This is a genomic window from Actinomadura sp. KC06 (assembly GCF_004348735.1).
In the GTDB taxonomy this organism is placed as follows: Bacteria; Actinomycetota; Actinomycetes; order Streptosporangiales; family Streptosporangiaceae; genus Spirillospora.
This window is the reverse complement of record NZ_SMKT01000001.1, coordinates 78,509-104,071: the sequence shown is the minus strand read 5'-3', so window position 1 is coordinate 104,071 and position 25,563 is coordinate 78,509. Positions and strand designations below refer to the sequence as shown.

Here is a 25,563-nt window from a genome sequence, read left to right as displayed (position 1 = left end):
CCTGAGCCACGCTTGATCGCGTAGGAGGAGAAAGCAATCAGAGCAGCTTGCGGAGGCGGAGCAGGTCGAAGATGCTCGCCTCGATCTTGAGCCTGCCCTCGGCCCACGCCTTGGTGGGGTTCAGCTCCTCGGCGGCCAGGGCGACGAGGTCGTCGCTGTCCACCGTGAGGCGGACCTCGGCGTCCTTCGGGTCGCCGTCGAGCTTGAACGGGTCGAGGCCGCCAGCGTGGAGCCGGGTGCGGTAGGCCAGCCCGAGGTCCGGGACGCGGCAGCTGATCGTCCGCTCGACCACGTGCTCGGCGAGCCGGTCGGCGTCCACCTCCGCCAGGCGGGCCGCGATGCGGCCGAGCGCCGCGCGGCACTCCTCCTCGTTCGCCATGGTCAGGCCGTTCCCCGTTCCCTCGACAACGATGTCGTTCAGGGACGGTAGCGTTCAGGATGACGCGGAAGCGACTCGCACGCGGGCGCGGAGGGTCTACTGGGAGGTAAACGTGATGTCCGACGAGGCCGCTGAGGAGCCGGTGTCCCCGGCCGCCCCGGAGCGCGCGCCGGAGACGCGGGCCGCCCCGGAGGAACCGGAGTTCCCGGCCGTCCCGCCGCCCGACCCGACCGGCGATCCGCGCGTGGACGCCGCCGTCGCGCGCCTCGGCGAGCTCGGCGCGCGGGCCGTGCCCGAGCACGTGGAGGTCTACGAGGACGTCCACCAGCGGCTGCAGGAACTCCTCGCCTCCGCCGACCAGGACGAGCCGCAGCCGCCGCACGTGCCGCGCCCGGCCCAGCCGCCGCAGCCCGGCCACCCGCCGCGGCCCGGCCAGGCGCCGGAGCCCGCGCGGCCCGCCTTTCCCGACGCGCTCCGTCCCCGTCCATGAGCCGGGGCGATGAGCACTAGGCGCCGCCTCGACGCGGAGCTGGTCCGGCGCGGCCTGGCGCGGTCGCGGGAGCACGCCGGGCGGCTGATCGGCGACGGCCGGGTCCGGGTCGGCGGGCGGGCGGCGGAGAAGGCCGCCACGCAGGTGGAGACCGGCGCCGCGATCGTCGTGGCGGACGCCGCCGAAGGCCCCGACTACGTCTCGCGCGGCGGCCACAAGCTCGCCGGCGCCTTCCAGGCTTTCGAGGGCCTGGACGCCAAAGCCCGCGTCTGCCTGGACGCGGGCGCGTCCACCGGCGGGTTCACCGACGTCCTGCTCCGGGCCGGAGCCGCGCGCGTGTACGCCGTGGACGTCGGTTACGGGCAGATCGCCTGGTCCCTCCGCACGGACGAGCGCGTCACCGTCCTGGAGCGGACGAACATCCGCGACCTGCGTCCGGACATGCTTGGCGACACGCCTCCGGACCTCGTCGTCGGCGATCTGTCGTTCATCTCGCTGAAACTCGTCCTCGGGCCGGTGCGCGCGTGCGCGGCGCCCGGAGCCGACTTCGCGATGATGGTGAAGCCGCAGTTCGAGGTCGGCAAGGACCGCGTCGGCGCGGGCGGCGTCGTCCGCGACCCGGAGCTGCGCGCCGACGCGGTGCGGGGCGTGGCCGCGCACGCGCAGACGCTCGGCCTCGGCGTCCGCGGGGTGACGGCGAGCCCGCTGCCGGGCCCGTCCGGCAACGTGGAGTATTTCCTGTGGCTGCGCGCGGAGGCCCCGCCGCTGGACGAGGCCGACCTCGCCAAGGCCATCGCGGACGGCCCGCAATGATCGGCTTCGGGCCGCGGCGCGTACAGGAGGCGTCCGAACCGGGAACGTCCCTCCAAGGGATGTTCGTCCAGACGGCTGTACGCGCGAGCGCGGCGGCACGCGCGAGCGCGGCGGGGAGTGGGGCGAGAGCATGAGCAAGAGGTCGGTGCTGGTCGTGACGCACACCGGGCGGCCGGAGGCGGTCCGCAGCGCGCAGCTGGTCATCGAGCGGCTCAGCGAGGCCGGGATCTGCGTCCGGGTCCTGGACGGCGAGGCCGCGGCGATCGGCGCCGCGGGCGTGGACGTCATGCCGAGCAGCGCGGCGGCCGCCGAGGACGCCGAGGTCGTCATGGTCCTCGGCGGGGACGGGACGCTGCTGCGCGCCGCCGACCTGACCCGCTCCGCCGGGACCCCGCTGCTCGGCGTCAACCTCGGCCACGTCGGGTTCCTCGCCGAGGCCGAGCGCGACGACCTCGCCGCCACCGTCGACCGGGTCGTGACCCGCCGCTACGACGTCGAGGAGCGGATGACCGTCGACGTCACCGCCCGCCTCAACGGCGCCGTCATGGGCACGACGTGGGCGCTGAACGAGGCGAGCATCGAGAAGGCCGAGCGGGAGCGGATGCTGGAGGTCGTCGCCGAGATCGACGGGCGCCCGCTGTCGAACTGGGGCTGCGACGGGGTGGTGTGCGCGACGCCGACCGGGTCGACCGCGTACGCGTTCTCCGCCGGCGGCCCGGTGGTGTGGCCGGAGGTCGAGGCGATGCTGGTCGTGCCGATCAGCGCGCACTCGCTGTTCGCGCGCCCGCTGGTGGTGTCGCCGCGGTCGCTGGTCGCCGTGGAGGTGTTGCCGGGCACGCCGCGCGCCGTCCTGTGGTGCGACGGGCGCCGCACGCTCGACCTGCAGCCCGGCGTGCGGGTGGAGGTGCGGCGGGGCGCCGAGCCGGTGCGGCTTGCGCGGCTGCACCTCACCCCGTTCACCGACCGGCTCGTGACGAAGTTCGGGCTGCCCGTGACCGGCTGGCGCGGCCGGGTGAGGCAGCCGGCCTTCCCGTCCCCTCCGCTGGAGGACTCGCAGGTCGCGGACAGGCCCCCGATCGGCGGGGAGGCGTCCGGCGATCAGAGGGGATAATCTCCACAGGCACTGATCCGACGAAGTCGCCCGGGGGTGCGGGGTCCGGCCCCCGGAGGACACCGATCCGGGAACTGTTTTGCGGAGGGTTGTGACGCTGGTGCGTCCGATGGTCGATGAGGTCCGGATCGAGGGCCTCGGCGTGATCGATGAGGCCGTGCTCGACCTGTCCCCGGGATTCAACGTCGTGACCGGCGAGACCGGGGCGGGCAAGACCATGGTGGTCACCAGCCTCGGCCTGATGTTCGGCGGGCGCGCCGACCCGCAGCGGGTCAGGCCCGGCGCGGACCGCGCCACCGTCGAGGGCCGGATCATCGTCGACCCCGGCGGGCGCGTGGTCGAGCGCGTTGAGGAGTCCGGCGGCGAGCTGGACGACGGCGCGCTGATCGTGACCCGGTCGGTGTCGGCGGAGGGCCGCTCCCGCGCGTTCCTCGGCGGCCGCTCCGTCCCGGTCAACGTGCTGATCAATCTCGCGGACGACCTGGTCGCCGTGCACGGGCAGTCCGACCAGCAGCGGCTGCTGCAGGCGTCCCGGCAGCGCGGCGCGCTCGACCGGTACGCGGGCGCCGCGCTGACCAAGCCGATGCGCGCGTACACGGCGGCGTACCAGCGGCACCGGCAGGTCACCGCGCTGCTGGACGAGCTGACCACCCGCGCCCGCGAGCGCGCCCAGGAGGCGGAGATGCTCCGCTTCGGCCTGGAGGAGATCGAGAAGGTCGACCCGAAGGACGGCGAGGAGGCCGACCTCGCCGCCGAGGAGGAGCGGCTCGGGCACGCCGACGCGCTGCGCGGCGCCGCCGACACCGCGCACGAGGCGCTGCTCGGCGACCCGTCCGCGGCGATCGAGGCCGCGAACGTGACGGGCCTGCTCGGCCAGGCCCGCAACGCGCTGGACGCCGTCCGCGACCACGACCCTGAGCTGGCCGGGCTCGCCGACCGGCTCGCCGAGGCCGGGTACCTCGTCAACGACGTCGGCACCGACCTCGCCGCCTACGCCGAGTCCGTGGACGCCGACCCGGCGCGGCTCGCGGTCGTCCAGGAGCGGCGGGCCGACGTGACCGCGCTGATCCGCAAGTACGGCGGGACGGACGCCACCGCCGCCGAGGTCCTGGAGTGGGCGCGGCGGTCGGCGGCGCGGCTCACCGAGCTGGAGGGCGACGACGACCGCATCGAGGAGCTGCGGGCCGAGCACGCCGAGCTGACCGGGCGGCTCGCCGCCGAGGCGGGGGAGCTGACCGAGGTCCGCACCCGCGCCGCCGAGCGGTTCTCCGACGCCGTCACCGAGGAGCTGACCGCGCTGGCGATGCCGCACGCCCGCGTCAGCGTCACCGTCACCCCGACCGGCGAGTACGGCCCGCACGGCGTGGACGAGGTCGAGGTGCGGCTCGCGCCGCATCCCGGGTCGAAGCCGCTGCCGCTGCACAAGGGCGCGTCCGGTGGCGAGCTGTCGCGCGTGATGCTCGCCATCGAGGTCGTGTTCGCCGGCGCCGACCCGGTCCCGACGTTCGTGTTCGACGAGGTCGACGCGGGCGTCGGCGGCAAGGCCGCGGTGGAGATCGGGCGGCGGCTTGCGCGGCTCGCCCGCAACGCGCAAGTGATCGTCGTCACGCACCTTCCGCAGGTCGCGGCGTTCGCCGACCGGCACCTGCTGGTGGAGAAGTCCGACGACGGGACGGTCACCAGCAGCGGCGTCACCGCCCTCGACCAGGAGGGCCGCGTCCGGGAGCTGTCGCGGATGCTCGCCGGCCTGGAGGACTCCGAGCTCGGACGCGCCCACGCCGAGGAACTCCTCGACATGGCGTCCGCCGAACGGTAACCGGTAACCGCACCCCAAAAATTACAGAGAGTGTCTGAACGGACACGCCTGGACGCTCGCCGTTTCCAGTGCCGGGTCCCGTGCTCTGGCAGGATGGCAGGTGATGAACGAGCCGTCACCCACCACAGAGCGGCGCGTCCGGCTCTCGCAACGGCTGCCGCGGCGCGTGCTCACGCTCGGCCTGGCGCGCGACGACGGCCTGCCCGGCGTCAGCGCCACGGTGCGGCTCGACCGCCGCACCAAGGACCTCACCAAGCGGCTGCAGCCCGGCGAGGTCGCGGTGATCGACCACGTCGACCTGGACCGTGTCAGCGCCGAGGCGCTGGTGTCGTGCGAGGTCGGCGCGGTGGTGAACGTCGCGCCGAGCATCTCGGGCCGCTATCCGAACCTCGGGCCGCAGATCCTGCTGGACGCGGGCATCCCGCTGGTGGACGACGTCGGCCCCGAGATCTTCACCAAGCTGCACGAGGGCGACCAGGTCCGCGTCGAGGGCCCCGTCGTGCACCGTGTCGCGCCGAAGGGCGAAGAGGTCGTCGCCAAGGGCACCGAGCAGTCGCCCGAGAGCGTCCTGACGGCGCTGACGGAGGCGAAGGCGGGCCTCGCGACGCAGCTGGAGGCGTTCGTCGCCAACACGATGGAGTACGTCAAGCGCGAGCGCGACCTGCTCATCGACGGCGTCGGCGTCCCCGAGGTCACCACGAAGCTCGCCGGGCGGCACGCGCTGATCGTCGTCCGCGGCTACCACTACCGCGAGGACATCGCGACCCTGCGGCCCTACATCCGCGAGTACCGTCCCGTCCTGATCGGCGTGGACGGCGGCGCGGACGCGCTGCTGGAGGCCGGGTACCGCCCCGACATGATCGTCGGCGACATGGACTCGGTGTCCGACGACGCGCTGACCTGCGGCGCCGAGATCGTCGTGCACGCCTACCGGGACGGCCGGGCGCCCGGGCTGAAGCGCGTGCACGAGCTCGGCCAGGAGGCGGTGACGTTCCCCGCCACCGCCACCAGCGAGGACATCGCGATGCTGCTCGCCGACGACAAGGGCGCCACGCTCATCGTCGCGGTCGGCACGCACGCCAACATGGTCGAGTTCCTCGACAAGGGCCGCGCCGGCATGGCCAGCACGTTCCTCACCCGCCTGCGGGTCGGCAGCAAGCTGGTGGACGCCAAGGGCGTCTCCCGGCTCTACCGCAGCCGGATCTCCACCTGGTCGCTGCTGTTCCTCGTCCTCGGCGCGTTCATCGCCATCGTCACCGCCGTCGCCATGTCCCCGGCGGGGGACGTCATCAGTCCCCTGCTCGCCGACCGCTGGCACGCCTTCGTCTTCTGGCTGACCGGACTCTTCACGTGATCGATTTCCGCTACCACCTCGTCTCCATCGTCGCGATCTTCCTCGCGCTGGCGCTCGGCATCGTGCTCGGCTCCACCACGCTGTCGGACTCGGTCAGCGAGACGCTGCGCCAGCAGGCCAACGCGGCGGCCAAGACCGCCCAGCAGGCCCGCAACCAGCAGCGCCACCTGCAGGACCAGGTGAACGGGCAGGAGCAGTTCGCCCAGGCGCTGTCGCCGCAGATCGTCACCGACCGGCTCAAGGGCCAGTCGCTGGTGCTCGTCGAGACGCCCGGCGCGGGCGACGACAGCATCGAGCGGGTCGGGGAGCTCGCCAAGGACGCGGGCGCCGCCGTCACCGGGCGCGTCACCGTCCAGAAGAAGTTCCTGGACGACGACCAGCGCACCACGGTCGACGAGCTCGCCGCGCAGCTGAAGCCCGACGGGGTCGAGTTCCCCGGCAACGCGTCCGCCTACGACAAGGCGGGCGCGGTGCTGGCGGCCGCCATCGTCACCAAGGACCCGGCGAAGTCGGGCCGGGAGGACGCGTCCGGCGGCGCCGTCCTGAACGCCTTCAAGCAGGCCGGGTACATCACCGAGAGCGGCAAGCCCGGGCAGCACGCCACGCTCGCCGTCATGATCGGGCCCGCCACCCCGTACGCCTACGACGGCGGCGGCGACGACAACAAGGCGCTGATCTCGCTGGCCGCCGCACTCGACGGCGCCGGGCGCGGTACCGTCGTCGGTGGCCCGCCGACCTCCGCGCAGGAGGGCGGGCTGATCGCGGCGCTGCGTGACTCCGACGCCGAGGACGCGGTCTCCGCCGTCGACGTGGTGGACACCGCCTCCGGGCAGGTCGTGACGATCCTGGCGCTGCAGAACGAGATGAGCGGCAAGTCCGGGCAGTACGGCACGGGCGCCGGCGCGAGCGGCTACCTGCCGTCGCCCGCGCCCACGGCGGGGAAGAACGGGTGACGTGATGAAGCGACGCAGCACCTCGGGCGCGGCGGGAACGGCGCGGTTGCTGGCCGGGGCGGGCCTCGGCGCCGTCGCCGCGCGCGCCGCCTACGTCGCGCTGACGCGGCGCCCACCCGGGATGAACGGGCTCCCCGGCGAGGAGGTCTGGGGGCGCACCAACCACCGGGGCGAGCCGGTCACGCTGCTGGAGGGGCCCGCCGTCGTCGCGGGCGCCGCGGCCGCCGGGCTCCTCGCGCCGGGCGTCGAGGGCCGCATGCGCGCCGCCGCGCTGCTCGCGGGCGCCGGGTCCGCGCTGCTCGGCGGGTACGACGACATCGCGGGGTCGTCCTCGTCCCGCGGCTTCAAGGGGCATCTGGCCGCGCTCGCGCGCGGTGAGGTCACCAGCGGAGCGGTCAAGATCCTCGGCATCGGCGCGACCGGCCTCGCCGCCGCCGCGGTCGCCGGGTCGCCCGCCCCGTCCCGGACGGGACGCGCGTTCGACGCCCTCCTCAACGGCGCGATCATCGCCGGGGCCGCGAACCTCATGAACCTGTTCGACCTGCGTCCCGGACGCGCCATCAAGGTCGGCCTGATCACCGGCGCGCCGCTGGCGCTGACCAAGTCCGGGTCGGCTGTCGTGGCCGCGCCGCTCGGCGCCGCCGCCGCGCTGCTGCCCGAGGACCTCGGCGAGCGCGCGATGCTCGGCGACACCGGCGCGAACGCGCTCGGGGCGCTGCTCGGCCTGTCCGCCACCCGGCTCGGGCGCGGGCCCCGCCTCGCCGTCCTGGCCGGGCTCGCCGGGCTGAACGCCGCCAGCGAGTTCGTCAGCTTCACCAAGGTCATCGCGGGCAACCCGGCGCTGAACCGCATCGACATGCTCGGCCGCCGTCCCGCCGCGGTGCACGTCCCGCCCCCCGCGGACGAGCCCGAGAAGCCGGACGACGCGTTCTCCTCGGCGGGCGACGGCGCCGCCGCGGACCCCGCCTAGCCGCGCCGCCCCCCGACCCCGACCAGTGAGCCGCCGACGACCGTGTCCCCTGTGCTGCGCCGCCTGACCGGCGGCCTCGCCGGCGCGGCCGTGGTCATCGCGGTCATCACCGTCCTGGCGCGGCTCGCCGGGTTCGGGCGCACCTACGCCTTCTCGCAGACGGTCACCACGTCGTGCCTCAGCCAGGCGTACTTCACCTCGACGCAGTTCCCCAGCATCGTCTACGAGATCGTCGCGGGCGGCGCGCTCGCCAGCATGGTCGTGCCGGTGCTGGCGGGCCCGGCCGAGCGCGGCGACCGCGAGCAGGTCCGGCGGATCGGGTCGGCGCTGCTGACCTGGATCGTCGTGCTGATGGTGCCGCTGTCGGCGCTGATGGCGCTCGGCTCCCGCCCGATCATGGAGCTGCTCGTCGGCGGCGACCTGAGGGGCTGCTCGCGGAACCAGATCGTGGACGTCGGCGCCACCATGCTCGCGATCATGTCGGCGCAGATGGTGATGTACGGGATGGCGGTCGTCCTGTACGGGCTGCTGCAGTCGCACCGCAGGTTCGTCGCGCCCGCGCTGGCGCCGCTGATGTCGAGCCTCGTGGTGATCGCCGCGTACGTCGCGTACGCGCCGCTCGGCCGCGGCCACGAGAACGACCTGGCGGGCCTTCCGCTGGACGCGGAGCTGACCCTGTCGATCGGGACGGCGCTCGGCGGCGTCGCGATGGCCGTCACCGCCGGGATCGCGGCGTGGCGGCTGAAGCTCAGGCTGCGCCCGACGCTGCGGTTCCCGGACGGCGTCGCGCGGCGCGTGCGGCGGCTCGCGCTCGCCGGGCTCGCGACCGTCGCGGCGCAGCAGCTGTCGGCGCTGCTCGTCGTCCGGCTCAGCTACGAGGGGACGGGCGGCGCGCTCGCCAACTACCAGTACGCGTGGGCGATCTACCTGCTGCCGTGGGCGATCCTGGCCGTGCCGATCGCGACCAGCGCGTTCCCGATGCTGTCGGCGCGGATGAGCGCCGGGGAGCAGGAGCGGTTCGACCAGGTCACCGCGTCCACCACCCGCGCGGTGATCCTGGTGTCGTGCGCGGGGGCGGCGGCGCTGGCGGCCGTCGCGGTGCCGATCGGGGCGGTGTTCAACCCCGGCCACCCCGACCAGCAGGACGTGCTGTCCCGCGCGGTGCTCGCGTTCGCGCCCGGCTTGCTCGGCTACGGGCTCGTCGCGCACCTCGGGCGCGTCCTGTTCGCGTGCCATCGGGGGCGGATGGGCGCGGCGGCGGTCGTCACGGGCTGGCTGGTCGTGATGGTCGCCGATGTCGCGCTCGTCCTGTCGGCCGACCGGCAGTGGGTGGTGGCCGCCCTCGGTGTCGGCAACGCGGCCGGGATGACCGTCGCGGGCGCGCTGCTGCTGGGAACGCTCCTGCGCGCCCGAGGCGCCGCGGCCGTGGCGGGGCTGCCGCGCGCGCTCGCGGCCGGGCTGGCGGGCGGTGCCGCGGGAGGCGCGGCCGGGTACGCGGTCGCCGCGCTGCTCGGGGCGGGCACGGCCGGCGCGAGCGGCGAACTCCGCAACGCCGGGACCGGTATGCTCGCCGCGCTCGCCGCCGCCGCCGTCTTCCTGATCGTCGCATTCGTGATCGACGGCCGCGATCTGCGGGCCGTCCTGAGCCGGAGGATCACCCGTCATGTCTGACACCAGGGAGCTGGACGGGCTGCGCGTCGCGCTCGTCCTCGGGACCGTCGCGGGCGGCGTCGGGAAGCACGTCCGGTCCGTGGCGCGGCTCCTGGCCGGGCGCGGCGCCCGCGTGCTGGTGTGCGGGCCCGCGTCGACCGAGGAGCTGTTCGGGTTCGCGGGCGTCGGCGTCCGCTTCGCCGAGATCGACATCGCGGACCGGCCGCGCCCGCTGAGCGACGCCAGGGCCGTGGCGCGGCTGCGGTCGCTGCTGCGCGGCGCGGGCGTCGTCCACGCGCACGGGCTCCGCGCTGGCGCCCTCGCGGTCACGGCGTGCGCGCGGATCGCGCCCGGCCCGCTGCGGTTCTCGCGCGGCGGCCCGCCGCTGGTCGTGACGCTGCACAACGCCGTCATCGCGGGCGGGCGGACGGCCGCCGTGTACGGGGCGCTGGAGCGCGTCGTCGCGCGCGGCGCGACCCGCGTCCTCGGGGTGTCGCCCGACCTGGAGGAGCGGATGCGGACGCTCGGCGCCCGCTCGGTGGGGCACGCGATCGTCCCGGCGCCCGCGCCGCAGGCGCCGCCCGGCCCGGCCGTCCGCGCCGACCTGCGCGCGGAGCTGGACGTGGGGGATCGGCCGCTGATCGTCACGGTGGGCCGGCTCGCCGAGCAGAAGGGCCTGCCGACGCTGCTGGACGCGTCGCGCGCCTGGGCCGGGCGCACCCCGCCGCCGCTCGTCGCGATCGTCGGGGACGGCCCGCTGGAAGGCGAGCTGCGCGCCCGGATCGAGGCCGAGGACCTGCCCGTCCGGCTGCTCGGCCGCCGCCCGGACGTCCCCGGCCTGCTCGCCGCGTCAGACGTGGCGGTCGTGCCGAGCGTGTGGGAGGGGCAGCCGCTGGTCGTCCAGGAGATCCTGCGGGCGGGACGGCCCCTCGTCGCGACCCGCGTCGGCGGCATCCCCGGCATGGTCGGCGCGGGCGAGCGTCCCGCGGACGGCGCTGCGGGCGGCCCGCTGCTGCACGGCCCCGAGAGCGAGGCGGCGCTGCTGGTCCCGCCGGGCGACGCCGACGCGCTGGAACGCGCGGTGAGCCGCGTCCTGGACGACCCCGCCCTCGCCGCCCGGCTCGCCTCCGCCGCCGCGCAGCGCTCGGCCCTGCTGCCCGGCGAGGACGACGCCGTCGACCAGCTCGCCGCCCTCTATCTGGAGCTCGCGGACGCCCGTTTCTGACGAATCCGCCAGGTCGGGAACTCCGGCGAAGAAGATCGCGTTGTAGGGGGCAGTGGAGGGGAGTATCCCCGCGCACGGTTCCCGTCAATACGGTCGGTCCATACCGGCCCGGGTTCCGCGGCCCGGTGGACGGCCAGGGTGCTCGTCCAGGGCGGGAGAGACCTCCAGCGCTCGTTCATGTCCGCTGGAGGTGTTCGTCTCTTGTCCGTCTCACCCTTGGTGTGGGGTCTCACCATCGCGGGGATCCTCGTCATCATCGCCGCCGACCTGTTCCTGATCCACCGCAACGACACGCGGGAATTCACCACCCGGCGCGCCGCGTTCTGGTCGGCCGTCTACATCGGCCTCGCCGTGCTGTTCGGCGTCGGCGTCTGGCTGTTCTCCGGCGGGCAGTATGCGGCGGAGTACTTCGGCGGGTTCGTCACCGAGAAGAGCCTCAGCGTCGACAACCTCTTCGTGTTCATGGTGATCCTCGCCCGGTTCGCGGTGCCGAAGCACGCCCAGCACACCGTGCTGATGGCGGGCATCGTGATCGCGCTGGTGCTGCGCGGGATCTTCATCGCCGTCGGCGCCGCGGCGATCTCCACGTTCACCTGGGTCTTCTTCATCTTCGGCGCGTTCCTCATCTGGACCGCGATCGGGCTCGTCCGCGGCGACGACGACGAGTTCGAGGAGAACCGGCTGCTGCGGTGGGCGAAGCGGGTCATCCCGACGTCCGACGAGTACGACGGCTCCCGGTTCACCACCCGGCGGAACGGCCGCCGCTACCTGACCCCGATGGCCATCGTCATGATCGCGATCGGCTCCACCGACGTGCTGTTCGCGCTGGACTCCATCCCCGCGATCTTCGGGCTGACGACCGAGCCGTACCTGGTGTTCACCGCCAACGCGTTCGCGCTGATGGGGCTCGTCCAGCTGTACTTCCTGCTCGGCGGGCTCACCGACCGGCTCGTCTACCTCGCGCACGGGCTGGCGTTCATCCTCGGCTTCATCGGCGTGAAGCTGATCTTCCACGCGATGCACGAGTACGGCGTGTCCTGGGCGCCGGAGATCCCGATCTGGCTGTCCCTCTCGGTGATCGCCGGGACGCTCGTCGCCACCACCGTCGCCAGCCTCGCCGTCGGAGGCAAGCCGTCCGGGAAAACGCCGGAGAAGGCGCCGATCGCGGCGGACGACGCGGACGCCGCCGCGACACGCGACGCCTAGGCCCGGCGCACACCCCACTCGACCGAACCCTGTTCTAGAATAAGAATCAACAGTGGCCGGAGAGAGGGTTCGAGGCATGGGCATCGGGCTGACCGAGGAGCACGAGGCGCTCGCCGATTCGGTGCGCGGCCTCGCCGAGCGCGACATTCCGGCGGCGGCGGTCCGGGCCGCGCTGGACGCCGACGAGGAGACCAGGCCCGGGTTCTGGCGGTCCCTGGCCGGCCAGGGCCTGCTCGGCCTGCATCTCGACGAGGAGCACGGCGGCCAGGGCTACGGGCTCCTGGAGCTGGCGGTCGTCCTGGAGGAGTTGGGCCGCGCCGCCGCGCCCGGGCCGTTTCTGCCGACCGTCCTGGCGAGCGCGGTGATCGACGCGTCCAGCAACGCGAAGGTGCGCGCCGAGCTGCTGCCCGCCCTCGCCGACGGGTCCAGGACCGGCGCCGTCGCGCTGGACGGCGCCCTGACCGCCCGCCGCGACGGCGACTCGCTCGTGGTGACCGGGACGTTCGGAACGGTGCTGGGCGCCGGGCTCGCCGACGTGCTCGTCCTGCCGGTGGACGGCGACCGGTGGGTGGCCGTCGACGCCGCCGACACGGCGGTCACGCCCGGCGCCAGCCTCGACCGCACCCGCCGTGTCGCCGCCGTCGAGGTCAACGGCCTCGCCGTCGCCGCCGACCGCGTGCTGGACGGCGTCACCACAGGCCGCGTCAGGGACCTCGCCGCCGCACTCTTCGGCGCCGAGGCCGCGGGCCTCGCGGGCTGGCTGGTGACCACCGCCGCCGAGTACGCGAAGGTCCGCGAGCAGTTCGGACGCCCGATCGGGCAGTTCCAGGGCGTCAAGCACAAGGCCGCCCGCAGCCTGATCGCGCTGGAGCAGGCCCGCGCAGCCGCCTGGGACGCCGCCCGCGCCCTGGACGAGGACGCCCCCGACGCCGGGTTCGCCGCCGCGGTCGCCGCCGTCATCGCCGCCGACGCGGGCGTCCGGACGGCCCGCGACGCCATCCAGATCCTCGGCGGCATCGGCTTCACCTGGGAGCACGACGCGCACGTCTACCTGCGCCGCGCGTCCACGCTGCGGGCGCTGCTCGGGCCGTCCAAGGAGTGGGCGGCCAAGGTCGCGGCGCTCGCGCTGGACGGCGGCCGCCGCGAGGTCGTCCTCGAACTCGACGAGGACGCCCGGCCGCTGCGCGAGCGCATCCGCGCCGAGATCGCGGAACTGGCGGCCGTCACCGACAAGGACGAGCTGCACCGGAGGCTGGGCGACGGCGGCTGGACCGCTCCGCACCTCCCGGAGCCGTGGGGCCGCGCGGCCGGGCCGGTCGAGCAGATCCTCATCCAGCAGGAGCTGAAGGCCGCCAAGGTCAAGGGCCCGAACATCGGGATCGGCGCGTGGCTGGTGCCGTCCATCGTCCGGTACGGGACGGACGAGCAGAAGGAGCGCTTCCTCCGCCCGACCCTGCACGGCCGGATCGTGTGGTGCCAGCTGTTCTCCGAGCCCGGCGCGGGCTCCGACCTGGCGTCGCTGTCGATGAAGGCCGAGCGCGTCGAGGGAGGCTGGCGGCTCACCGGCCAGAAGATCTGGACGTCGCTCGCCCAGCACGCCGATTGGGGCTTCTGCGTCGCCCGCACCGACCCCGAGGCGCCCAAGCACGACGGCATCACCTACTTCCTCGTCGACATGAAGTCCGAGGGCGTGGACGTCCGGCCGCTGCGCGAGCTGACCGGCGACGCGCTCTTCAACGAGGTGTTCCTCGACGGCGTGTTCGTCCCGGACGACCGCGTCGTCGGCGAGGTGAACCGGGGCTGGCAGGTCACGCGGAACACGCTGTCCAACGAGCGCGTGTCGCTGTCGACCGGCGGCGGCCTCGGCATGGGCGTCCCGGAGCTGCTGGCGTTCCTCCGCGGCCGGGACGTCGGCCCGGTCGCCGCCCCGGAGGTCGGCGCGCTCGTCGCGCAGGGCCAGTCGATCGACCTGCTCGGCCTGCGCACCACCCTCAAGCAGCTGAACGGGGTGGAGCCGGGCGCGGAGGCCAGCGTCCGCAAGCTCCTCGGCGTCCAGTTCAACCAGGACGTCGCCGACCACTGCTGGGCCGCGCAGGGCGCCGCCGCCGCCACGGAGGTCCCGCTGGCGGAGAGCGGCATCATGGCGCGCGCCATGCTGTTCAGCCGCGCGATGACGATCTACGGCGGGACCACCGAGGTCCAGCTCAACATCATCGGCGAGCGCCTCCTCGGCCTCCCAAGAGACCCCGAGCCGGGCCGATGAGCCGTCAGCGGCGAGGCCGGAAGTTGTAGGTGACGTTGACCAGGACGATCGCGGCCAGGGCGAAGAACAGGCCGGGGAGGTCGGCGTTGACGACCCCGATCGCGCTCAGCGGGATCGCGGCCAGCAGCGACACCACCGCGAGAGCCAGGCTGTGATCGTTGTCGGGGCGGGTCGCGGCCGGCGCCGGACGGAACCGGGCCCGGGGCTCGGGGGCGGCCGAGCGCGCGTCCAGGGTCTCCTGGATCCGGTCCACGACCGTCTCGATGAACGCGTCGTCGTAATCGGGGCCCAACTCGCGCCGGGCCGCCATCGCCGCCGTCAGATCCTCGCGGGGCAGTCGTGGGCTCGTCATGCTTCGGTTATAGCAAGGGCCGGGCGCGTGCCGCCTCACCCCGCGGTACAAATCGCTCGTACCCCGCAGGTAGCAAGAAAGGGCAAGGGATGACCGACGGAACGTTCGCCTCGCCCGCCGACGCGGGCCGCAGGCTGGCCGAGGTCCGCTACCTCGCGGACGAGGCGATCGCCACGACCGTGTACCTCGCGCAGGCGCTCGGCAAGCCGCTGCTCGTGGAGGGGCCCGCCGGGGTCGGCAAGACCGAGCTGGCCAAGGCCGTCGCGGCGGCGACGGGGTCGGAGCTGATCCGGCTGCAGTGCTACGAGGGCCTGGACGAGGCCCGCGCCCTCTACGAGTTCAACTACAAGAAACAGCTCCTGGCGATCCAGGCCGCGCCCGCCGACCGGGCCTGGCAGGAGACCCACGACGACATCTTCTCCGAAGAGTTCCTGCTGGAGCGGCCGCTGCTGGCCGCCATCCGCCGCACCGGCCCGACCGTCCTGCTGATCGACGAGGCGGACAAGGCCGACATCGAGGTGGAGGGCATGCTGCTGGAGGTCCTGTCGGACTTCCAGATCACGATCCCCGAGCTCGGGACGGTCGGCGCCGTCCGCCGCCCGTACGTGGTGATCACCTCGAACGCGGCGCGGGAGCTGTCGGAGGCGCTCAAGCGCCGCTGCCTCTACCTGCACCTGGGCTATCCGGCGCCGGACCGGGAGCGCGACATCGTCCTCGCGCAGGTGCCGGGGATCGAGGCGGAGCTCGCAGAGCGGCTCGTCCGGACCGTCGGCACGCTGCGCGACCTGGAGATCAAGAAGGCCCCGTCGATCGCCGAGACCGTCGACTGGGCGCGCACCCTCCTCGCGCTCGGCCTGGACGACCTGGACGAGGCCGCCGTCGCCCGGACGCTCGGCGTCGTCCTCAAGCACGTCTCCGACCAGGAACGCGCCGTCAAGGAACTGGGCCTGGCCTAATGGCGTCCCTGGTCGACAGGCACACCGGGTTCGTCGCGGAGCTGCGGCGGGCCGGGCTGCCGGTGTCGGTCGCCGAGGGGCTGGACGCCGTCCGCGCCATGCGGGCCGTCGATCTGCTCGACCGCGAGTCGCTGCGCGCCGCGTACGCCGCGACGGTGGTCAAGCGGCCGCAGCACCGTCCGGCGTTCGACGCGCTCTTCGACCTGTGGTTCCCGGCCGCGGTCGGCGACGGCGCGGGGACGGCGCCGGACCCGGAGCGTCCGGCCCGGACGCTGGACGACGCCGGACGCCCCGTCCCGCCGCCTCTCGACCCGCTGGTGCAGGCCCGCCGCGACGAGCTGGCGGACCTGCTCCTGTCCGGCGACGACGCCGGGCTGCGGCGGTTCGCGCGGCAGGCCGTGGCCGAGTACGGGCGGACGCCGGGGCAGGAGTCGTGGTTCTCGTCCGGCGTGCTGCGCGCCCTGTCGCCGGAGACCCTCATGGCGCGGCTGCTCGACGCCGTCCTCACCGGGCGGGAGCGGGGCGGCATGGCCGAGCGGGTCGCCCGCCGGACGTTCCGCGACCGCATCGCCCGGTTCGAGGACCTCGTCGCGGGCGAGGCGCGGCGCCGCATCGCCGAGGACACCGGCGTCGAGCGCACCGCGCGCCTCGCCGTCCGGCCGCCGCTGGAGCGGCTCGACTTCGCCGCCGCCCGCCGGGACGAGCTGGCCGCGCTGCGCCGCGAGGTGCACCCGCTGGCGCGCAGGCTCGCGGCGCGGCTCGTCCAGAAGCAGCGGCACGGCAGGCGCGGGCGGCTGGACTTCCGCCGGACGGTCCGCGCGTCCCTGGCCAGCGGGGGAGTGCCGCTCACCACGCACCACCGGCCGCGCCGCCCGCACCGGCCCGAGCTGGTGGTGCTGTGCGACGCCAGCGACTCGGTGTCGGCGTTCGCGCACTTCACGCTGCTGCTGACGTTCGCGCTGCGGGAGCAGTTCAGCAAGGTCCGCGCGTTCGCGTTCATCGACGCCACCGACGAGATCACCCGATTCTTCGCGCCGGGCGCGGACGTCGCGGACGCCATGACCCGCCTCGCCGCCGAGGCCGACCTCGTCTGGATCACCGGCCGGTCCAACTACGGCCACGCGTTCAAAGTGTTCGACGAGAAGTACCGCGACGCGATCACGCCCAAGACGTCCCTGCTGATCCTCGGCGACGCCCGCTCCAACTACGGCGACCTGGCGCTGCCGATCCTCCGTTCCATGGCCGGCCGCGCCCGGCACGCCTACTGGCTCAATCCCGAGCCGCGCGCCCAGTGGGACACCGGCGACTCCGCCGCGTCCCGCTACGGCGAACTCGTCCCGATGTACGAATGCCGCAACCTGACGCAGCTCGCCGCCTTCATCGAAGAACTCGCCTAGGCCCTGACCGCCATCGCGAGGGCCGCCCCTATGAGCGCGACCACGGCGGACACGAGCAGCGCGACGTTCGTTCCGTGGGCCAGGGCGGACGCACCGCCGCCCGACCCGGTCGCGATCGCGCCGACGATCGCCACGCCCACCGACGCGCCGACGTAGCGGGCGGTGTTGTTGGCGCCCGACCCCATGCTCGCGCGGTCGGCCGGGACGCTCTCCACGGCGAGCCGGGCGAGCATCGCGTTGGCGAGGCCGCTGCCGATCCCGGCCACGGCCAGGCCGGGGGCCAGCCGCCACCAGTGGCCGTCCGGGGCGAGGCCCAGCATCGCCAGCTCCCCGGCCGCGCTGAGCGCGAGCCCGGCGCCGAGCAGCCGCCCGGCGGGCCGCCGGGCCGGGAGCCGGCGGGCCTGCAGCGCCGCGACGAACGACAGGCCCGACCAGATCGCCAGCACCAGCGCCGCCGCGACCGGCGACAGCCCCAGCACCAGCGCCATGATCGTCGCGAGATAGCTCATCACCCCGATCACGGCGAGCCCGGTGACGAGCGCCCCGCCGACCGACAGCAGGAACGCGGGCCGCCGGAACAGCCCGAGGTCGAGCATCGGCTCCCGCCGCCGCGCCTCGATCGCGGTGAACGCCGCGAGCAGCACGGCCGCCGCCGCGAACAGCGCCAGGACGGCCGGACGCGTCCAGCCCGTCCGCCCCCACGTGATCGCCGCGACGAGGGCGCCCACGCCGAGGCTCATGGCGGCCAGCCCGGGCAGGTCGAGGCCGCGCGGGCGGGCGGCGCGGGACTCGTCCAGGACGAGGGCCGCCCCGCCGAGCGCGACCGACGCCAGCGCCGCCGTCCAGTACCAGAGCCGCCAGCCGCCCGCCTCGGTCAGCCCGGCGGAGGCGATCGGGCCGAGCGCGATGCCGAGCCCGAGCATGGCGCCCCAGATCCCGGTCGCGTGCGTTCTTCGCGGGCCCGGCGCGAACGACGTGGCGACGATGCCGAGCCCGGTCGCCAGCAGCGCCGCGCTCGCCGCGCCCTGGACGATCCGCCCGGCGACGAAGACGCCCGCGTTGGGCGCCACGGCGCAGGCGGCGCTGGAGGCGGCGAGCACCCCGGCGCCGATCAGGAACACCCGCTTGCGGCCGTGGTCGTCGGCCAGGCTGCCCACGGCCAGCAGCGCCGCCGCCAGGCCGAGGCTGATCGAGCTCATCAGCCAGATCTGGGCCGTCGCGCCCGCGTGGAGGCCGTGCGCCGTGTCCGCCAGGACGGCCATCGGCGCCGTGTAGTTCATCAGGGCCAGCAGCGTCGCGGCGGCGGGCACGGCCAGCGCGGCGGTGGAGCCGGGCGCGCGGTGCGCGGGCCGCGGCCTCGCCAGAGTCGTCATCCCGTCCCCTCAAGTTCAGTGAATGAACCAACTGGGCGACGGTAGCACGCTTTGGTTCGGTCAATGAACCGGGGGAGCGGTACTGTGGTGCGCATGGCACTCGGCAAGGACTACGCGGCGCAGGACTGCTCCCTCGCCCGCGCTCTTGAGGTCGTGGGCGAGCGCTGGACGCTGCTGATCGTCCGGGACGCCTTCTACGGCGTCCGCCGCTTCAGCGACTTCCTCGTCCATCTGGACATCCCGCGCGCCGTGCTGTCCGCGCGCCTGCAGTCACTCGTGGAGACCGGGCTGCTGGCCAAGGACGGCCACGACTACGTCCTGACGGAGATGGGCAAGGACCTGTGGCCCGTCGTCCACACGCTCGCGCGCTGGGCCGAGAACCACCTGTCGTCCGAGCCGACCCGGCTCTTCGTCCACATCGCGTGCGGCACCCCCATCGGCCCGGACGGGACGTGCGCGTCCTGCGAGCGCTACGTCCCGCCGGAAGACCTGGAGATCCACGCGGGCCCCGGCGTGCGGCGCCGCACCGACCCGGTCAGCGTGATCCTGCGCTCCCCGCACCGGCTCCTCGACCCGATCCGGACCTAGCCGGCCCGCCCCTCCCGGCGCGCTAGGTGCCGAGGGCGCGGACGATCAGCTCGGCGACGGCGTCGGGATCGATGTGCTGGCCGGTGAGCCCCGCGAGGTTCTCCTGGTAGATCAGGACGGCGGTGAACGTGGCCGCGGCCGCCTCCAGGCGTGCCTGGTCGCCGCGTGCGCCGGGATGGGCCAGCTCCAGCGCGCGGCGGGCCCGCAGGAACACCTCGGAGTTGAGCCGCCCGAGCCGCTCCCGGACGGACTTGTGCGTGTCGGCCTCGCGGAACAGGATGCGGCGCATCGCGGGGGAGGCGTGCAGGGGCAGGCGCCGGGCCAGCCGCGACAGCGTGCCCGCCGGGTCGCCCGGGACGGCCTCGACCAGCGCGCCGGGCGCGTCCGGGCCGTCGGGCAGTTCCTCGACGAACGTCCGCTCGTCGACCAGCGCCACCAGGACGTCGATCTTCTGCGGGAAGTAGTGGAACACCAGGCCCTTCGGGACGTTCGCGTGCCCGGCGATCCGCGCGGTCGAGCTGGCCTCGTAGCCGCGGTCGGCGAACAGGGCCTCGGCGGCGTCCAGGATGCGGGTCCGGGAATCGGCCGTCGGCTCGCTCATCGGCACCGTCCCCCCGCACGCCCGAGCGGTCCCGGGCGCGGGCGCGCCCGGGACCGTCCCGGAGTCTCGATCAGGCCGCGGCCTCGCCGCCGCGCGCCTGGGTGGCTCCCCACACGCCGACGATAGTAGCGACACCGCCCGTGATCCACGCCGTCCACGCGGCGGCGTCCGAGCCGTCGAAGCCGAACGCCCACGGCGAGACGAAGATCAGCAGTGCGAACGCGGTCGCCGTCCAGGCCGTGGGGCCCGCGCTGCCGAGCAGCGCGTAGAGGCCGGCCATGGCCAGCAGCGCGCCGAGCACCATGAGCGGCTGCTGACCGGCGTTGTCGCCCCACAGCTCCGGGGCCAGGAGGGCGACGAGGCCGGCCAGGAAGGCCACCCCGTCCTGCCACGCGAACTTCTGCATTCGGCCACCTCCGCGGGTCGGGATACTCTCGCCCCTGTTCGTTCCCTGACTGACCGACCGGTCAATCTTCCGTGGCGGCGTGACCAGGGCGTCCCCGAGGTGACGGCGTCGGGACCGGGAGATATACGGATATCACCGGCTAATCTGCACGCTCATGGAGACCGACACGGCGGAGCCGACGCCACCGCGGCCCAGGCGGACGCCCTTCGGCCCCCTCTGGCGGCTGATCGACGGCGGCCCCGGCGACTCGCGCGCGCGGATCGCGCGCCGCGCCCGGATCCTGGTGACGATCGCCACCGGGCTCGCCAACCTCGTCGGCGCCCTGGTCGTGCTGGCGTTCGCCGTCCTCGTCCCCGACCCCGTGGGCGACGTCTCCGACCGGCTCCGGCTCATCAACCTGGTCGTCTTCATCGCCTACGTCGCCGCCGCGATGCCCGTCGGGCTCCTGCTCGGCGAGCGCTTCTTCCGCCGCGTCCGCCGCCTCGTCGAACGGCACGAGGAACCCGACCGGCACGAGCGCTCGCTGCTGCTGTACGGGCCGCTGCGGCTGATGTCGGTCCACCTGACCTTGTGGGGCATCGGGACGGTCGGCTGGGTCGTCATCAACGCGCCGTTCTCCGGGCTCCTCGCCGTCAAGCTCGGCCTGACGAGCCTGCTCGGCGGCCTCACCACCTGCACGGTCGTCTACCTGCTGACCGAACGCCTGCTCCGCCGCGCGGTGACCACCGCGCTGCGCAACGAACCGCCGCGCCGCACCGGCCTGCCAGGCGTCGTGGCGCGCTCCGTGCTGGCCTGGGGGCTCGGCACGGCCGTCCCCATCCTCGGGCTGATCACGCTGGCGGTCGGGTCGTTCCTCATCGCCCGGGTCACCGTCCGGGACTTCGCGTTCGCCGTCCTCGCGCTCGGCGGCACCGCCCTGGTCGTCGGCCTCGGCGTCACCTACGGCGCCGCCCGCGCCATCGCCGACCCCGTCGAGTCCGTCCGGCTCGGCCTGGCCCGGGTGCGGAGCGGGGACCTGGACGTCGAGGTGCCCGTCTACGACGCCAGCGAGGTCGGCCTCCTGCAGGCCGGGTTCAACCACATGGCCGCCGGGCTGCGCGAGCACGAGCGCCTCCAGGACCTGTTCGGCCGCCAGGTCGGCGCCGACGTCGCCCGCGTCGCCGTCGAGCGCGGCATCGACCTCCGCGGCGAGCTGCGCGAGGTCGCGGTCGTGTTCGTGGACATCCTCGGCTCCACCCGGCTCGCCGCCGACCGCCCGCCGGGCGAGGTCGTCCGGCTGCTGAACGACTTCTTCGCCGTGGTCGTCGAGGTCATCGGCGCGCACGGCGGCTGGATCAACAAGTTCGAGGGCGACGCCGCGCTCGCGATCTTCGGGGCGCCGCTCGACCTGGACGGCGCGCACGGCCGCGCGCTCGCCGCGTCCCGCGAGCTGGCCCGCCGGCTCCGCGGCGACGTGCCCGCGCTGCGGGCCGCGATCGGCGTGTCCGCGGGCGAGGCCGTCGCCGGGCACATCGGCGCCGAGGAGCGCTTCGAGTACACCGTGATCGGCGACCCGGTGAACGAGGCCGCCCGCCTCACCGACCTCGCCAAGGGCACCGAGGAGCGGGTGCTGGCTGCCGGGTCGCTCGTCGACCGCGCCGGCCCGGACGAGGCCGCCCACTGGTCGCTCGGCGAGGAGGTCACCCTGCGGGGACGGACGCGGGCCACGCGGCTGGCGTCGCCTCGCCGGGCGTCGCCGCGTCCGGCCGAGCGCGCCGCGCCCTAGGTCAGTGGCCTCGGGCTATCCACTCGTCCAGGTGCGGGGCCTCGGCGCCGATGGTGGTGGAGTCGCCGTGGCCCGTCCGCACCTCGGTCTCTTCGGGCAGGGTCAGGAGCCGTTCCCGGATCGACGTGATGATCGTCGGGAAGTCGGAGAACGAGCGGCCCGTCGCGCCCGGGCCGCCGTTGAACAGCGTGTCGCCGGAGAAGACCGTGCCGAGCGCGGGCGCGTGCAGGCAGACCGCGCCGGGGCTGTGGCCGGGCGTGTGCAGGACGGTCAGGTCCGTCCCGGCGACCGTGATGACCTGGCCGTCGGACAGGTCGCCGTCGGGGGACGCGTCCGGATGCTTCTGCTTCCACAGCATCAGGTCGTCCGGGTGCAGCAGGACCGGCGCGCCCGTGAGATCCCTCAGCGCGGGCGCCGCGTCTATGTGATCGTCGTGCCCGTGCGTGGACACGATCGCCACGAGCCGCCGCCCGCCGAGCACCGCCGCGATCGCGCCGGCGTCGTGCGCGGCGTCGATCACGATCGCCTCGCTGTCGTCGCCGACGATCCAGACGTTGTTGTCGACGTCCCAGGTGCCGCCGTCCAGCGAGAACGTCCCGGACGTGACGAGGTGCTCGACGAGGGCCGGCATCAGAGCACCACCACCGAGCGCAGCACGTCGCCGTGGTGCATCTTCTCGAACGCGGCCTCGACGGCGTCGAGCGGGATCGTCTCGGACACGAACGCGTCCAGGTCGAGGCGTCCCTGCAGGTAGAGGTCGATGAGCATGGGGAAGTCGCGCGAGGGCAGGCAGTCGCCGTACCAGGACGACTTCAGCGAGCCGCCGCGCCCGAACACGTCCAGCAGCGGCAGGTCCAGCCGCATCTCCGGGGTCGGGACGCCGACGAGCACGACCGTCCCGGCCAGGTCGCGGGCGTAGAACGCCTGCTCGTAGGTCTCCGGACGGCCGACCGCGTCGATCACGACGTCCGCGCCGAACCCGCCGGTCAGCTCCCTGACGGTCTCGACGACGTCCTCGTCCTTGCCGTTGACGGTGTGCGTCGCGCCGAGCGAGGACGCGGTGGCGAGCTTCCGCGCGTCCAGGTCCACCGCGATGATGGTCGCCGCGCCCGCCAGCCGGGCGCCGAGCACGGCCGCCGAGCCGACGCCGCCGCATCCGATGACCGCGACCGAGTCGCCCCGCCCGACCCCGCCGGTGTTGATCGCCGCGCCGAGCCCCGCCATCACGCCGCAGCCGAGCAGCCCGGCCACCTGCGCCTTCGCCGCCGGGTCGACCTTCGTGCACTGCCCGGCGGCGAGGAGCGTCTTGTCGGCGAACGCGCCGATGCCGAGCGCGGGGGACAGCTCGGTGCCGTCCTCCAGCGTCATCTTCTGCGCCGCGTTGTGCGTGTTGAAGCAGTACCAGGGACGTCCGCGCAGGCAGGCGCGGCACTGGCCGCACACCGCCCGCCAGTTCAGCACCACGAAGTCGCCGGGCTCGACCTCGGTCACGCCGGCGCCGACGGACTCGACCACCCCGGCGGCCTCATGCCCGAGCAGGAACGGGAACTCGTCGTTGATCCCGCCCTCGCGGTAGTGCAGGTCGGTGTGGCAGACCCCGCACGCCTGGACCGCGACGACCGCTTCCCCGGGCTCGGGGTCCGGGACGTTGATCGTCTCGATCCGCACCGGCTGCCCCTTGCCCGGTGCGACGACCCCGCGTACCTGCTGCGCCATGCTCCCGCTCCCGTCGTCTCGGTGTCCCACGACCTTGTATATCCCGTCGCGGGGGCGGTCGCGTCGAGCGGGGCGGACCGCCGGGCCCGCGTCAGACGAAGTGGATGGTCTTGAGCCGGTCGGCGGCGTCGCGGTCGAGGACGGTGACGCCGGTCGCGGGCGGCAGCGGCTCGCCGCCTCGGGCGCGGTCGACCAAGGGGTACCAGCGGCGGCAGTGGCGGGCGAACGTGGCGGCGGTCACGACGCGGCCGCGGGCGACCTGCCCGGCGCGGGCCGTCTTCGGGTCGACGTCGAGGAGGATGAGGTGCAGCCGGTGGCCGCGCCGGCGGGCCAGCCACGCGAAGAGGTGCAGGATGTGCGGCCAGGTCCCGCGCGTGTGCGCGACGACGCCGTGGCCCGCGACGATGGCGCGCCCGATCCGCCACACGTGCGTGGAGTGGATCAGCGGGGTCCGCAGCCGGCCGGGCAGGGGGCGCAGGATCCGCGCCCACCAGTTGCGCGCCTGGCGGGAGTCGATCACGCGGACGTCGCCCGCGGGGACGGGGGCCGTCTCGTCGCCGCGCAGGCCGTAGAGGCGGTCGAGCAGGGTGGTCTTGCCGGCTCCGGGGAGCCCGGCGACGAGCACCAGGGATCCCGCCGGGTAGCACAGGACGGGTCCCGGATCCACCGCTTGGAGTTCGTGGATGGTCGTCTCCCGTATCGGCTTTCTCGGCCCGAGGTGTGGTTGGAGCAACGAACGCTCACGAGCGCTTGTTCCGTCCGGGACGCGGGGATCACCGGCCCTCGGGAACCGGTCCGATCATCGGCCTCCGATCACCAGCCGCGGGAGCGCCATTCCGGCAGCGAGGGACGTTCGCGGCCGAGCGTCGAGTCCTTGCCGTGGCCGGGATAGAACCAGGTGGCGTCCGGGAGCCGGTCGAAGACGCGCTCCTCGACGTCCGAGAGCAGCTGCTTGAAGCGTGTCGGGTCGCCCCAGGTGTTACCCACGCCGCCGGGAAACAGGCTATCGCCGGTGAACAGGTGCGGGCGCTCGGCCAGCTCGCCGCCGGCGTCGTACAGCAGCGCGATCGAGCCGGGCGTGTGGCCGCGCAGGTGGATGACGTCGAGCGTCGCGCGTCCCACCCGGACGGTGTCGCCCTGCTCGACGGGCTCGGCGACGGGCTCGGGCAGCGGCTCGGCGTCGCGGGGATGCGCGACGACGGGGGCGCTCGTGGCGCGCACCACCTCGCTCAGCGCCATCCAGTGGTCCTGGTGGCGGTGCGTGGTGACGATCCGCGCCAGGGGCCCGTCGCCGATCAGCTCCAGTAGCCGGGACGCCTCGTTGGCCGCGTCGATCAGCAGCTGCTCGCCGGTCGCGGTGCAGCGCAGGATGTAGGCGTTGTTGTCGTAGGGGCCGACCGCCACCTTCGTGACCGTGAGCCCGGGCAGCTCCCGCACGTCGGGCCGGCCGCCGACGTCGACGTTCCCGGTGTAGGTCATGGGGGTCCTTCCCGTCGGTGGTTGCGATGACCATCTTCCATCATCGGCCTTCCATCATCGGCCGTGGCGACCTCCCGGTCCCTCCAGGCCGCGAATGAGTCGCCAGACCCAGCCGAACCGTGCGCTCGCGGACGGACGTTTCCGTCTTGCCGCCGCAAGATGGTCAGTGGAAGATCGTGTCCACTGGTGAGGACGGTGAAGGTTGGTTACCGCGTTCCGTCCCGGACCGCCGGACAAGGAGACGCCGGAGGACCTCCTCCAGCACGCCTGTACGCTGGTCCGGCTCTGCGGCCGGGACTCCGCCGTCGCGGCGGTGTTCCTCGCCCTGGTCCTGGTGGGGACCGTGTCCCGGCTGGCGGCCGGACCGCCGGGTCCGGCGGCGCTCGCGCTGCTCCCGGTGGTGGCCGCGGCGTTCGCCGTCTCGGCCTCCTACGCGATCCGGTCGCGGCGGACGCTGGTGTCGGTGCTCGCCGGCGTCCGCGGCCGCACCGGCTCGCCGGTCGACCCGGGCGTACCGTGGACGCCGTTCGGGTCGGCGGCCGCGCTGGACGGCCGGGTCCGGGACGCGGAGCTGCGGCGGCTGCTGTCGGCGGCGCACCGCTGCGGCGAGCTGTCCTGGCAGGCCGTCGCGTGGGCGGCGGCGACCTCGGTGCTGTTCCTGTTCTGGACGATGGCGGCGGCGATGACGGGAGGGTGACCG

General features: G+C 74.3%; 25 protein-coding genes. 16 read left to right on the top strand and 9 right to left on the bottom strand.

All coding sequences use genetic code 11. The features are described 5' to 3' along the window. Positions 1-37: 37 nt before the first annotated feature. Entirely contained in the window at positions 38-379 is a 342-nt protein-coding gene (locus E1287_RS00490; RefSeq protein WP_131962341.1) for an SCP2 sterol-binding domain-containing protein, read from the bottom strand. Between the two features lie 115 nt (positions 380-494). Here E1287_RS00490 and E1287_RS00485 point away from each other — a divergent pair, with 115 nt between their 5' ends. The 11 genes from E1287_RS00485 to E1287_RS00435 all read left to right on the top strand — a co-directional run bounded on the left by E1287_RS00485 (position 495) and on the right by E1287_RS00435 (position 14,230). Further along, the gene (locus E1287_RS00485; RefSeq protein WP_207933938.1) at positions 495-869 is read left to right on the top strand and encodes a hypothetical protein; all 375 of its coding nucleotides are present in this window, start codon (positions 495-497) and stop codon (positions 867-869) included. A 9-nt stretch (positions 870-878) separates the two neighbouring features. After that, entirely contained in the window at positions 879-1,682 is an 804-nt protein-coding gene (locus E1287_RS00480; protein ID WP_131962339.1) for a TlyA family RNA methyltransferase, read from the top strand. A gap of 130 nt (positions 1,683-1,812) precedes the next feature. Continuing rightward, positions 1,813-2,793 (top strand): NAD kinase, encoded by a 981-nt coding sequence (locus E1287_RS00475; protein WP_131962337.1) that lies wholly within the window; start codon positions 1,813-1,815, stop codon positions 2,791-2,793. A gap of 109 nt (positions 2,794-2,902) precedes the next feature. Further along, on the top strand, positions 2,903-4,609 hold the full coding sequence (gene recN / locus E1287_RS00470; protein WP_131962335.1) for a DNA repair protein RecN: 1,707 nt from the start codon (positions 2,903-2,905) through the stop codon (positions 4,607-4,609). A 103-nt stretch (positions 4,610-4,712) separates the two neighbouring features. Further along, positions 4,713-5,963, top strand: a complete 1,251-nt coding sequence (steA, locus tag E1287_RS00465) for a putative cytokinetic ring protein SteA (protein WP_131962333.1) — start codon at positions 4,713-4,715, stop codon at positions 5,961-5,963. Continuing rightward, complete coding sequence (locus E1287_RS00460; protein WP_131962331.1) at positions 5,960-6,916, top strand: copper transporter; 957 nt, start codon at positions 5,960-5,962, stop codon at positions 6,914-6,916. The genes steA and E1287_RS00460 overlap by 4 nt, the downstream gene beginning before the upstream one ends. Before the next feature lie 4 nt (positions 6,917-6,920). Further along, positions 6,921-7,886 (top strand): hypothetical protein, encoded by a 966-nt coding sequence (locus tag E1287_RS00455; protein ID WP_131962329.1) that lies wholly within the window; start codon positions 6,921-6,923, stop codon positions 7,884-7,886. Between the two features lie 42 nt (positions 7,887-7,928). Further along, positions 7,929-9,557, top strand: a complete 1,629-nt coding sequence (locus tag E1287_RS00450) for a lipid II flippase MurJ (RefSeq protein ID WP_131962327.1) — start codon at positions 7,929-7,931, stop codon at positions 9,555-9,557. Beyond that, on the top strand, positions 9,550-10,761 hold the full coding sequence (locus tag E1287_RS00445; RefSeq protein WP_207933937.1) for a glycosyltransferase: 1,212 nt from the start codon (positions 9,550-9,552) through the stop codon (positions 10,759-10,761). The genes E1287_RS00450 and E1287_RS00445 overlap by 8 nt, the downstream gene beginning before the upstream one ends. Positions 10,762-10,962: 201 nt before the next feature. Next, positions 10,963-11,967, top strand: coding sequence for a TerC family protein (locus E1287_RS00440; protein WP_131962325.1), 1,005 nt, complete (start codon positions 10,963-10,965; stop codon positions 11,965-11,967). 76 nt (positions 11,968-12,043) lie between these two features. Next, positions 12,044-14,230, top strand: a complete 2,187-nt coding sequence (locus E1287_RS00435) for an acyl-CoA dehydrogenase (RefSeq protein ID WP_131962323.1) — start codon at positions 12,044-12,046, stop codon at positions 14,228-14,230. 4 nt (positions 14,231-14,234) lie between these two features. On the opposite strand, the gene E1287_RS00430 is transcribed toward E1287_RS00435, so the two are convergent. After that, positions 14,235-14,582, bottom strand: a complete 348-nt coding sequence (locus E1287_RS00430) for a hypothetical protein (protein WP_131962321.1) — start codon at positions 14,580-14,582, stop codon at positions 14,235-14,237. Positions 14,583-14,671: 89 nt separating this feature from the next. On the opposite strand from E1287_RS00430, the gene E1287_RS00425 reads away from it, so the two are divergent. Next, positions 14,672-15,538 carry a MoxR family ATPase gene (locus E1287_RS00425; RefSeq protein WP_131962319.1) on the top strand — a complete coding sequence of 289 codons (867 nt, stop codon included), beginning with the start codon at positions 14,672-14,674 and terminating at the stop codon, positions 15,536-15,538. After that, positions 15,538-16,935, top strand: coding sequence for a VWA domain-containing protein (locus E1287_RS00420; RefSeq protein WP_131962317.1), 1,398 nt, complete (start codon positions 15,538-15,540; stop codon positions 16,933-16,935). Before E1287_RS00425 ends, E1287_RS00420 begins: the two co-directional genes overlap by 1 nt. Here the strand turns inward: E1287_RS00420 and E1287_RS00415 are convergent. Further along, positions 16,932-18,308, bottom strand: coding sequence for an MFS transporter (locus tag E1287_RS00415; protein WP_131962315.1), 1,377 nt, complete (start codon positions 18,306-18,308; stop codon positions 16,932-16,934). The genes E1287_RS00420 and E1287_RS00415 overlap by 4 nt on opposite strands. 93 nt (positions 18,309-18,401) lie before the next feature. Between E1287_RS00415 and E1287_RS00410 the strand changes: the two genes are divergently transcribed. Continuing rightward, a complete protein-coding gene (locus tag E1287_RS00410; RefSeq protein WP_131962313.1) occupies positions 18,402-18,896 on the top strand; it encodes a helix-turn-helix domain-containing protein in 495 nt (164 codons plus the stop codon). 22 nt (positions 18,897-18,918) lie between these two features. On the opposite strand, the gene E1287_RS00405 is transcribed toward E1287_RS00410, so the two are convergent. Both E1287_RS00405 and E1287_RS00400 read right to left on the bottom strand, forming a co-directional pair. Next, positions 18,919-19,497 carry a TetR/AcrR family transcriptional regulator gene (locus E1287_RS00405; RefSeq protein WP_131962311.1) on the bottom strand — a complete coding sequence of 193 codons (579 nt, stop codon included), beginning with the start codon at positions 19,495-19,497 and terminating at the stop codon, positions 18,919-18,921. Positions 19,498-19,567: 70 nt separating this feature from the next. Next, positions 19,568-19,903: an SPW repeat protein gene (locus tag E1287_RS00400; protein WP_131962309.1), complete on the bottom strand. Its 336-nt coding sequence runs from the start codon at positions 19,901-19,903 to the stop codon at positions 19,568-19,570. 154 nt (positions 19,904-20,057) lie between these two features. Here E1287_RS00400 and E1287_RS00395 point away from each other — a divergent pair, with 154 nt between their 5' ends. Then, complete coding sequence (locus tag E1287_RS00395) at positions 20,058-21,668, top strand: adenylate/guanylate cyclase domain-containing protein (RefSeq protein WP_131962307.1); 1,611 nt, start codon at positions 20,058-20,060, stop codon at positions 21,666-21,668. Between the two features lies 1 nt (position 21,669). Here E1287_RS00395 and E1287_RS00390 read toward each other — a convergent pair whose 3' ends face one another. From E1287_RS00390 to E1287_RS00375, 4 genes are all read right to left on the bottom strand, one after another. Then, positions 21,670-22,302, bottom strand: coding sequence for an MBL fold metallo-hydrolase (locus E1287_RS00390; RefSeq protein WP_243718468.1), 633 nt, complete (start codon positions 22,300-22,302; stop codon positions 21,670-21,672). Continuing rightward, complete coding sequence (locus E1287_RS00385; RefSeq protein WP_131962303.1) at positions 22,299-23,384, bottom strand: S-(hydroxymethyl)mycothiol dehydrogenase; 1,086 nt, start codon at positions 23,382-23,384, stop codon at positions 22,299-22,301. The genes E1287_RS00390 and E1287_RS00385 overlap by 4 nt, the downstream gene beginning before the upstream one ends. A gap of 91 nt (positions 23,385-23,475) precedes the next feature. Beyond that, the gene (locus tag E1287_RS00380) at positions 23,476-24,051 is read right to left on the bottom strand and encodes an AAA family ATPase (RefSeq protein ID WP_165968827.1); all 576 of its coding nucleotides are present in this window, start codon (positions 24,049-24,051) and stop codon (positions 23,476-23,478) included. 146 nt (positions 24,052-24,197) lie between these two features. Next, positions 24,198-24,863, bottom strand: a complete 666-nt coding sequence (locus E1287_RS00375) for an MBL fold metallo-hydrolase (protein ID WP_131962301.1) — start codon at positions 24,861-24,863, stop codon at positions 24,198-24,200. Between the two features lie 202 nt (positions 24,864-25,065). Between E1287_RS00375 and E1287_RS00370 the strand changes: the two genes are divergently transcribed. Further along, complete coding sequence (locus E1287_RS00370) at positions 25,066-25,560, top strand: hypothetical protein (RefSeq protein WP_131962299.1); 495 nt, start codon at positions 25,066-25,068, stop codon at positions 25,558-25,560. Positions 25,561-25,563 lie beyond the last annotated feature (3 nt).

Bases quoted from the DNA above. Each gene is read 5' to 3' on its own strand.
- E1287_RS00490 (WP_131962341.1), bottom strand. From the start codon at position 379: ATGGCGAACGAGGAGGAGTGCCGCGCGGCGCTCGGCCGCATCGCGGCC.
- E1287_RS00485 (WP_207933938.1), top strand. From the start codon at position 495: ATGTCCGACGAGGCCGCTGAGGAGCCGGTGTCCCCGGCCGCCCCGGAG.
- E1287_RS00480 (WP_131962339.1), top strand. From the start codon at position 879: ATGAGCACTAGGCGCCGCCTCGACGCGGAGCTGGTCCGGCGCGGCCTG.
- E1287_RS00475 (WP_131962337.1), top strand. From the start codon at position 1,813: ATGAGCAAGAGGTCGGTGCTGGTCGTGACGCACACCGGGCGGCCGGAG.
- recN (WP_131962335.1), top strand. From the start codon at position 2,903: ATGGTCGATGAGGTCCGGATCGAGGGCCTCGGCGTGATCGATGAGGCC.
- steA (WP_131962333.1), top strand. From the start codon at position 4,713: ATGAACGAGCCGTCACCCACCACAGAGCGGCGCGTCCGGCTCTCGCAA.
- E1287_RS00455 (WP_131962329.1), top strand. From the start codon at position 6,921: ATGAAGCGACGCAGCACCTCGGGCGCGGCGGGAACGGCGCGGTTGCTG.
- E1287_RS00445 (WP_207933937.1), top strand. From the start codon at position 9,550: ATGTCTGACACCAGGGAGCTGGACGGGCTGCGCGTCGCGCTCGTCCTC.
- E1287_RS00435 (WP_131962323.1), top strand. From the start codon at position 12,044: ATGGGCATCGGGCTGACCGAGGAGCACGAGGCGCTCGCCGATTCGGTG.
- E1287_RS00430 (WP_131962321.1), bottom strand. From the start codon at position 14,582: ATGACGAGCCCACGACTGCCCCGCGAGGATCTGACGGCGGCGATGGCG.
- E1287_RS00425 (WP_131962319.1), top strand. From the start codon at position 14,672: ATGACCGACGGAACGTTCGCCTCGCCCGCCGACGCGGGCCGCAGGCTG.
- E1287_RS00420 (WP_131962317.1), top strand. From the start codon at position 15,538: ATGGCGTCCCTGGTCGACAGGCACACCGGGTTCGTCGCGGAGCTGCGG.
- E1287_RS00415 (WP_131962315.1), bottom strand. From the start codon at position 18,308: ATGACGACTCTGGCGAGGCCGCGGCCCGCGCACCGCGCGCCCGGCTCC.
- E1287_RS00410 (WP_131962313.1), top strand. From the start codon at position 18,402: ATGGCACTCGGCAAGGACTACGCGGCGCAGGACTGCTCCCTCGCCCGC.
- E1287_RS00405 (WP_131962311.1), bottom strand. From the start codon at position 19,497: ATGAGCGAGCCGACGGCCGATTCCCGGACCCGCATCCTGGACGCCGCC.
- E1287_RS00400 (WP_131962309.1), bottom strand. From the start codon at position 19,903: ATGCAGAAGTTCGCGTGGCAGGACGGGGTGGCCTTCCTGGCCGGCCTC.
- E1287_RS00395 (WP_131962307.1), top strand. From the start codon at position 20,058: ATGGAGACCGACACGGCGGAGCCGACGCCACCGCGGCCCAGGCGGACG.
- E1287_RS00385 (WP_131962303.1), bottom strand. From the start codon at position 23,384: ATGGCGCAGCAGGTACGCGGGGTCGTCGCACCGGGCAAGGGGCAGCCG.
- E1287_RS00375 (WP_131962301.1), bottom strand. From the start codon at position 24,863: ATGACCTACACCGGGAACGTCGACGTCGGCGGCCGGCCCGACGTGCGG.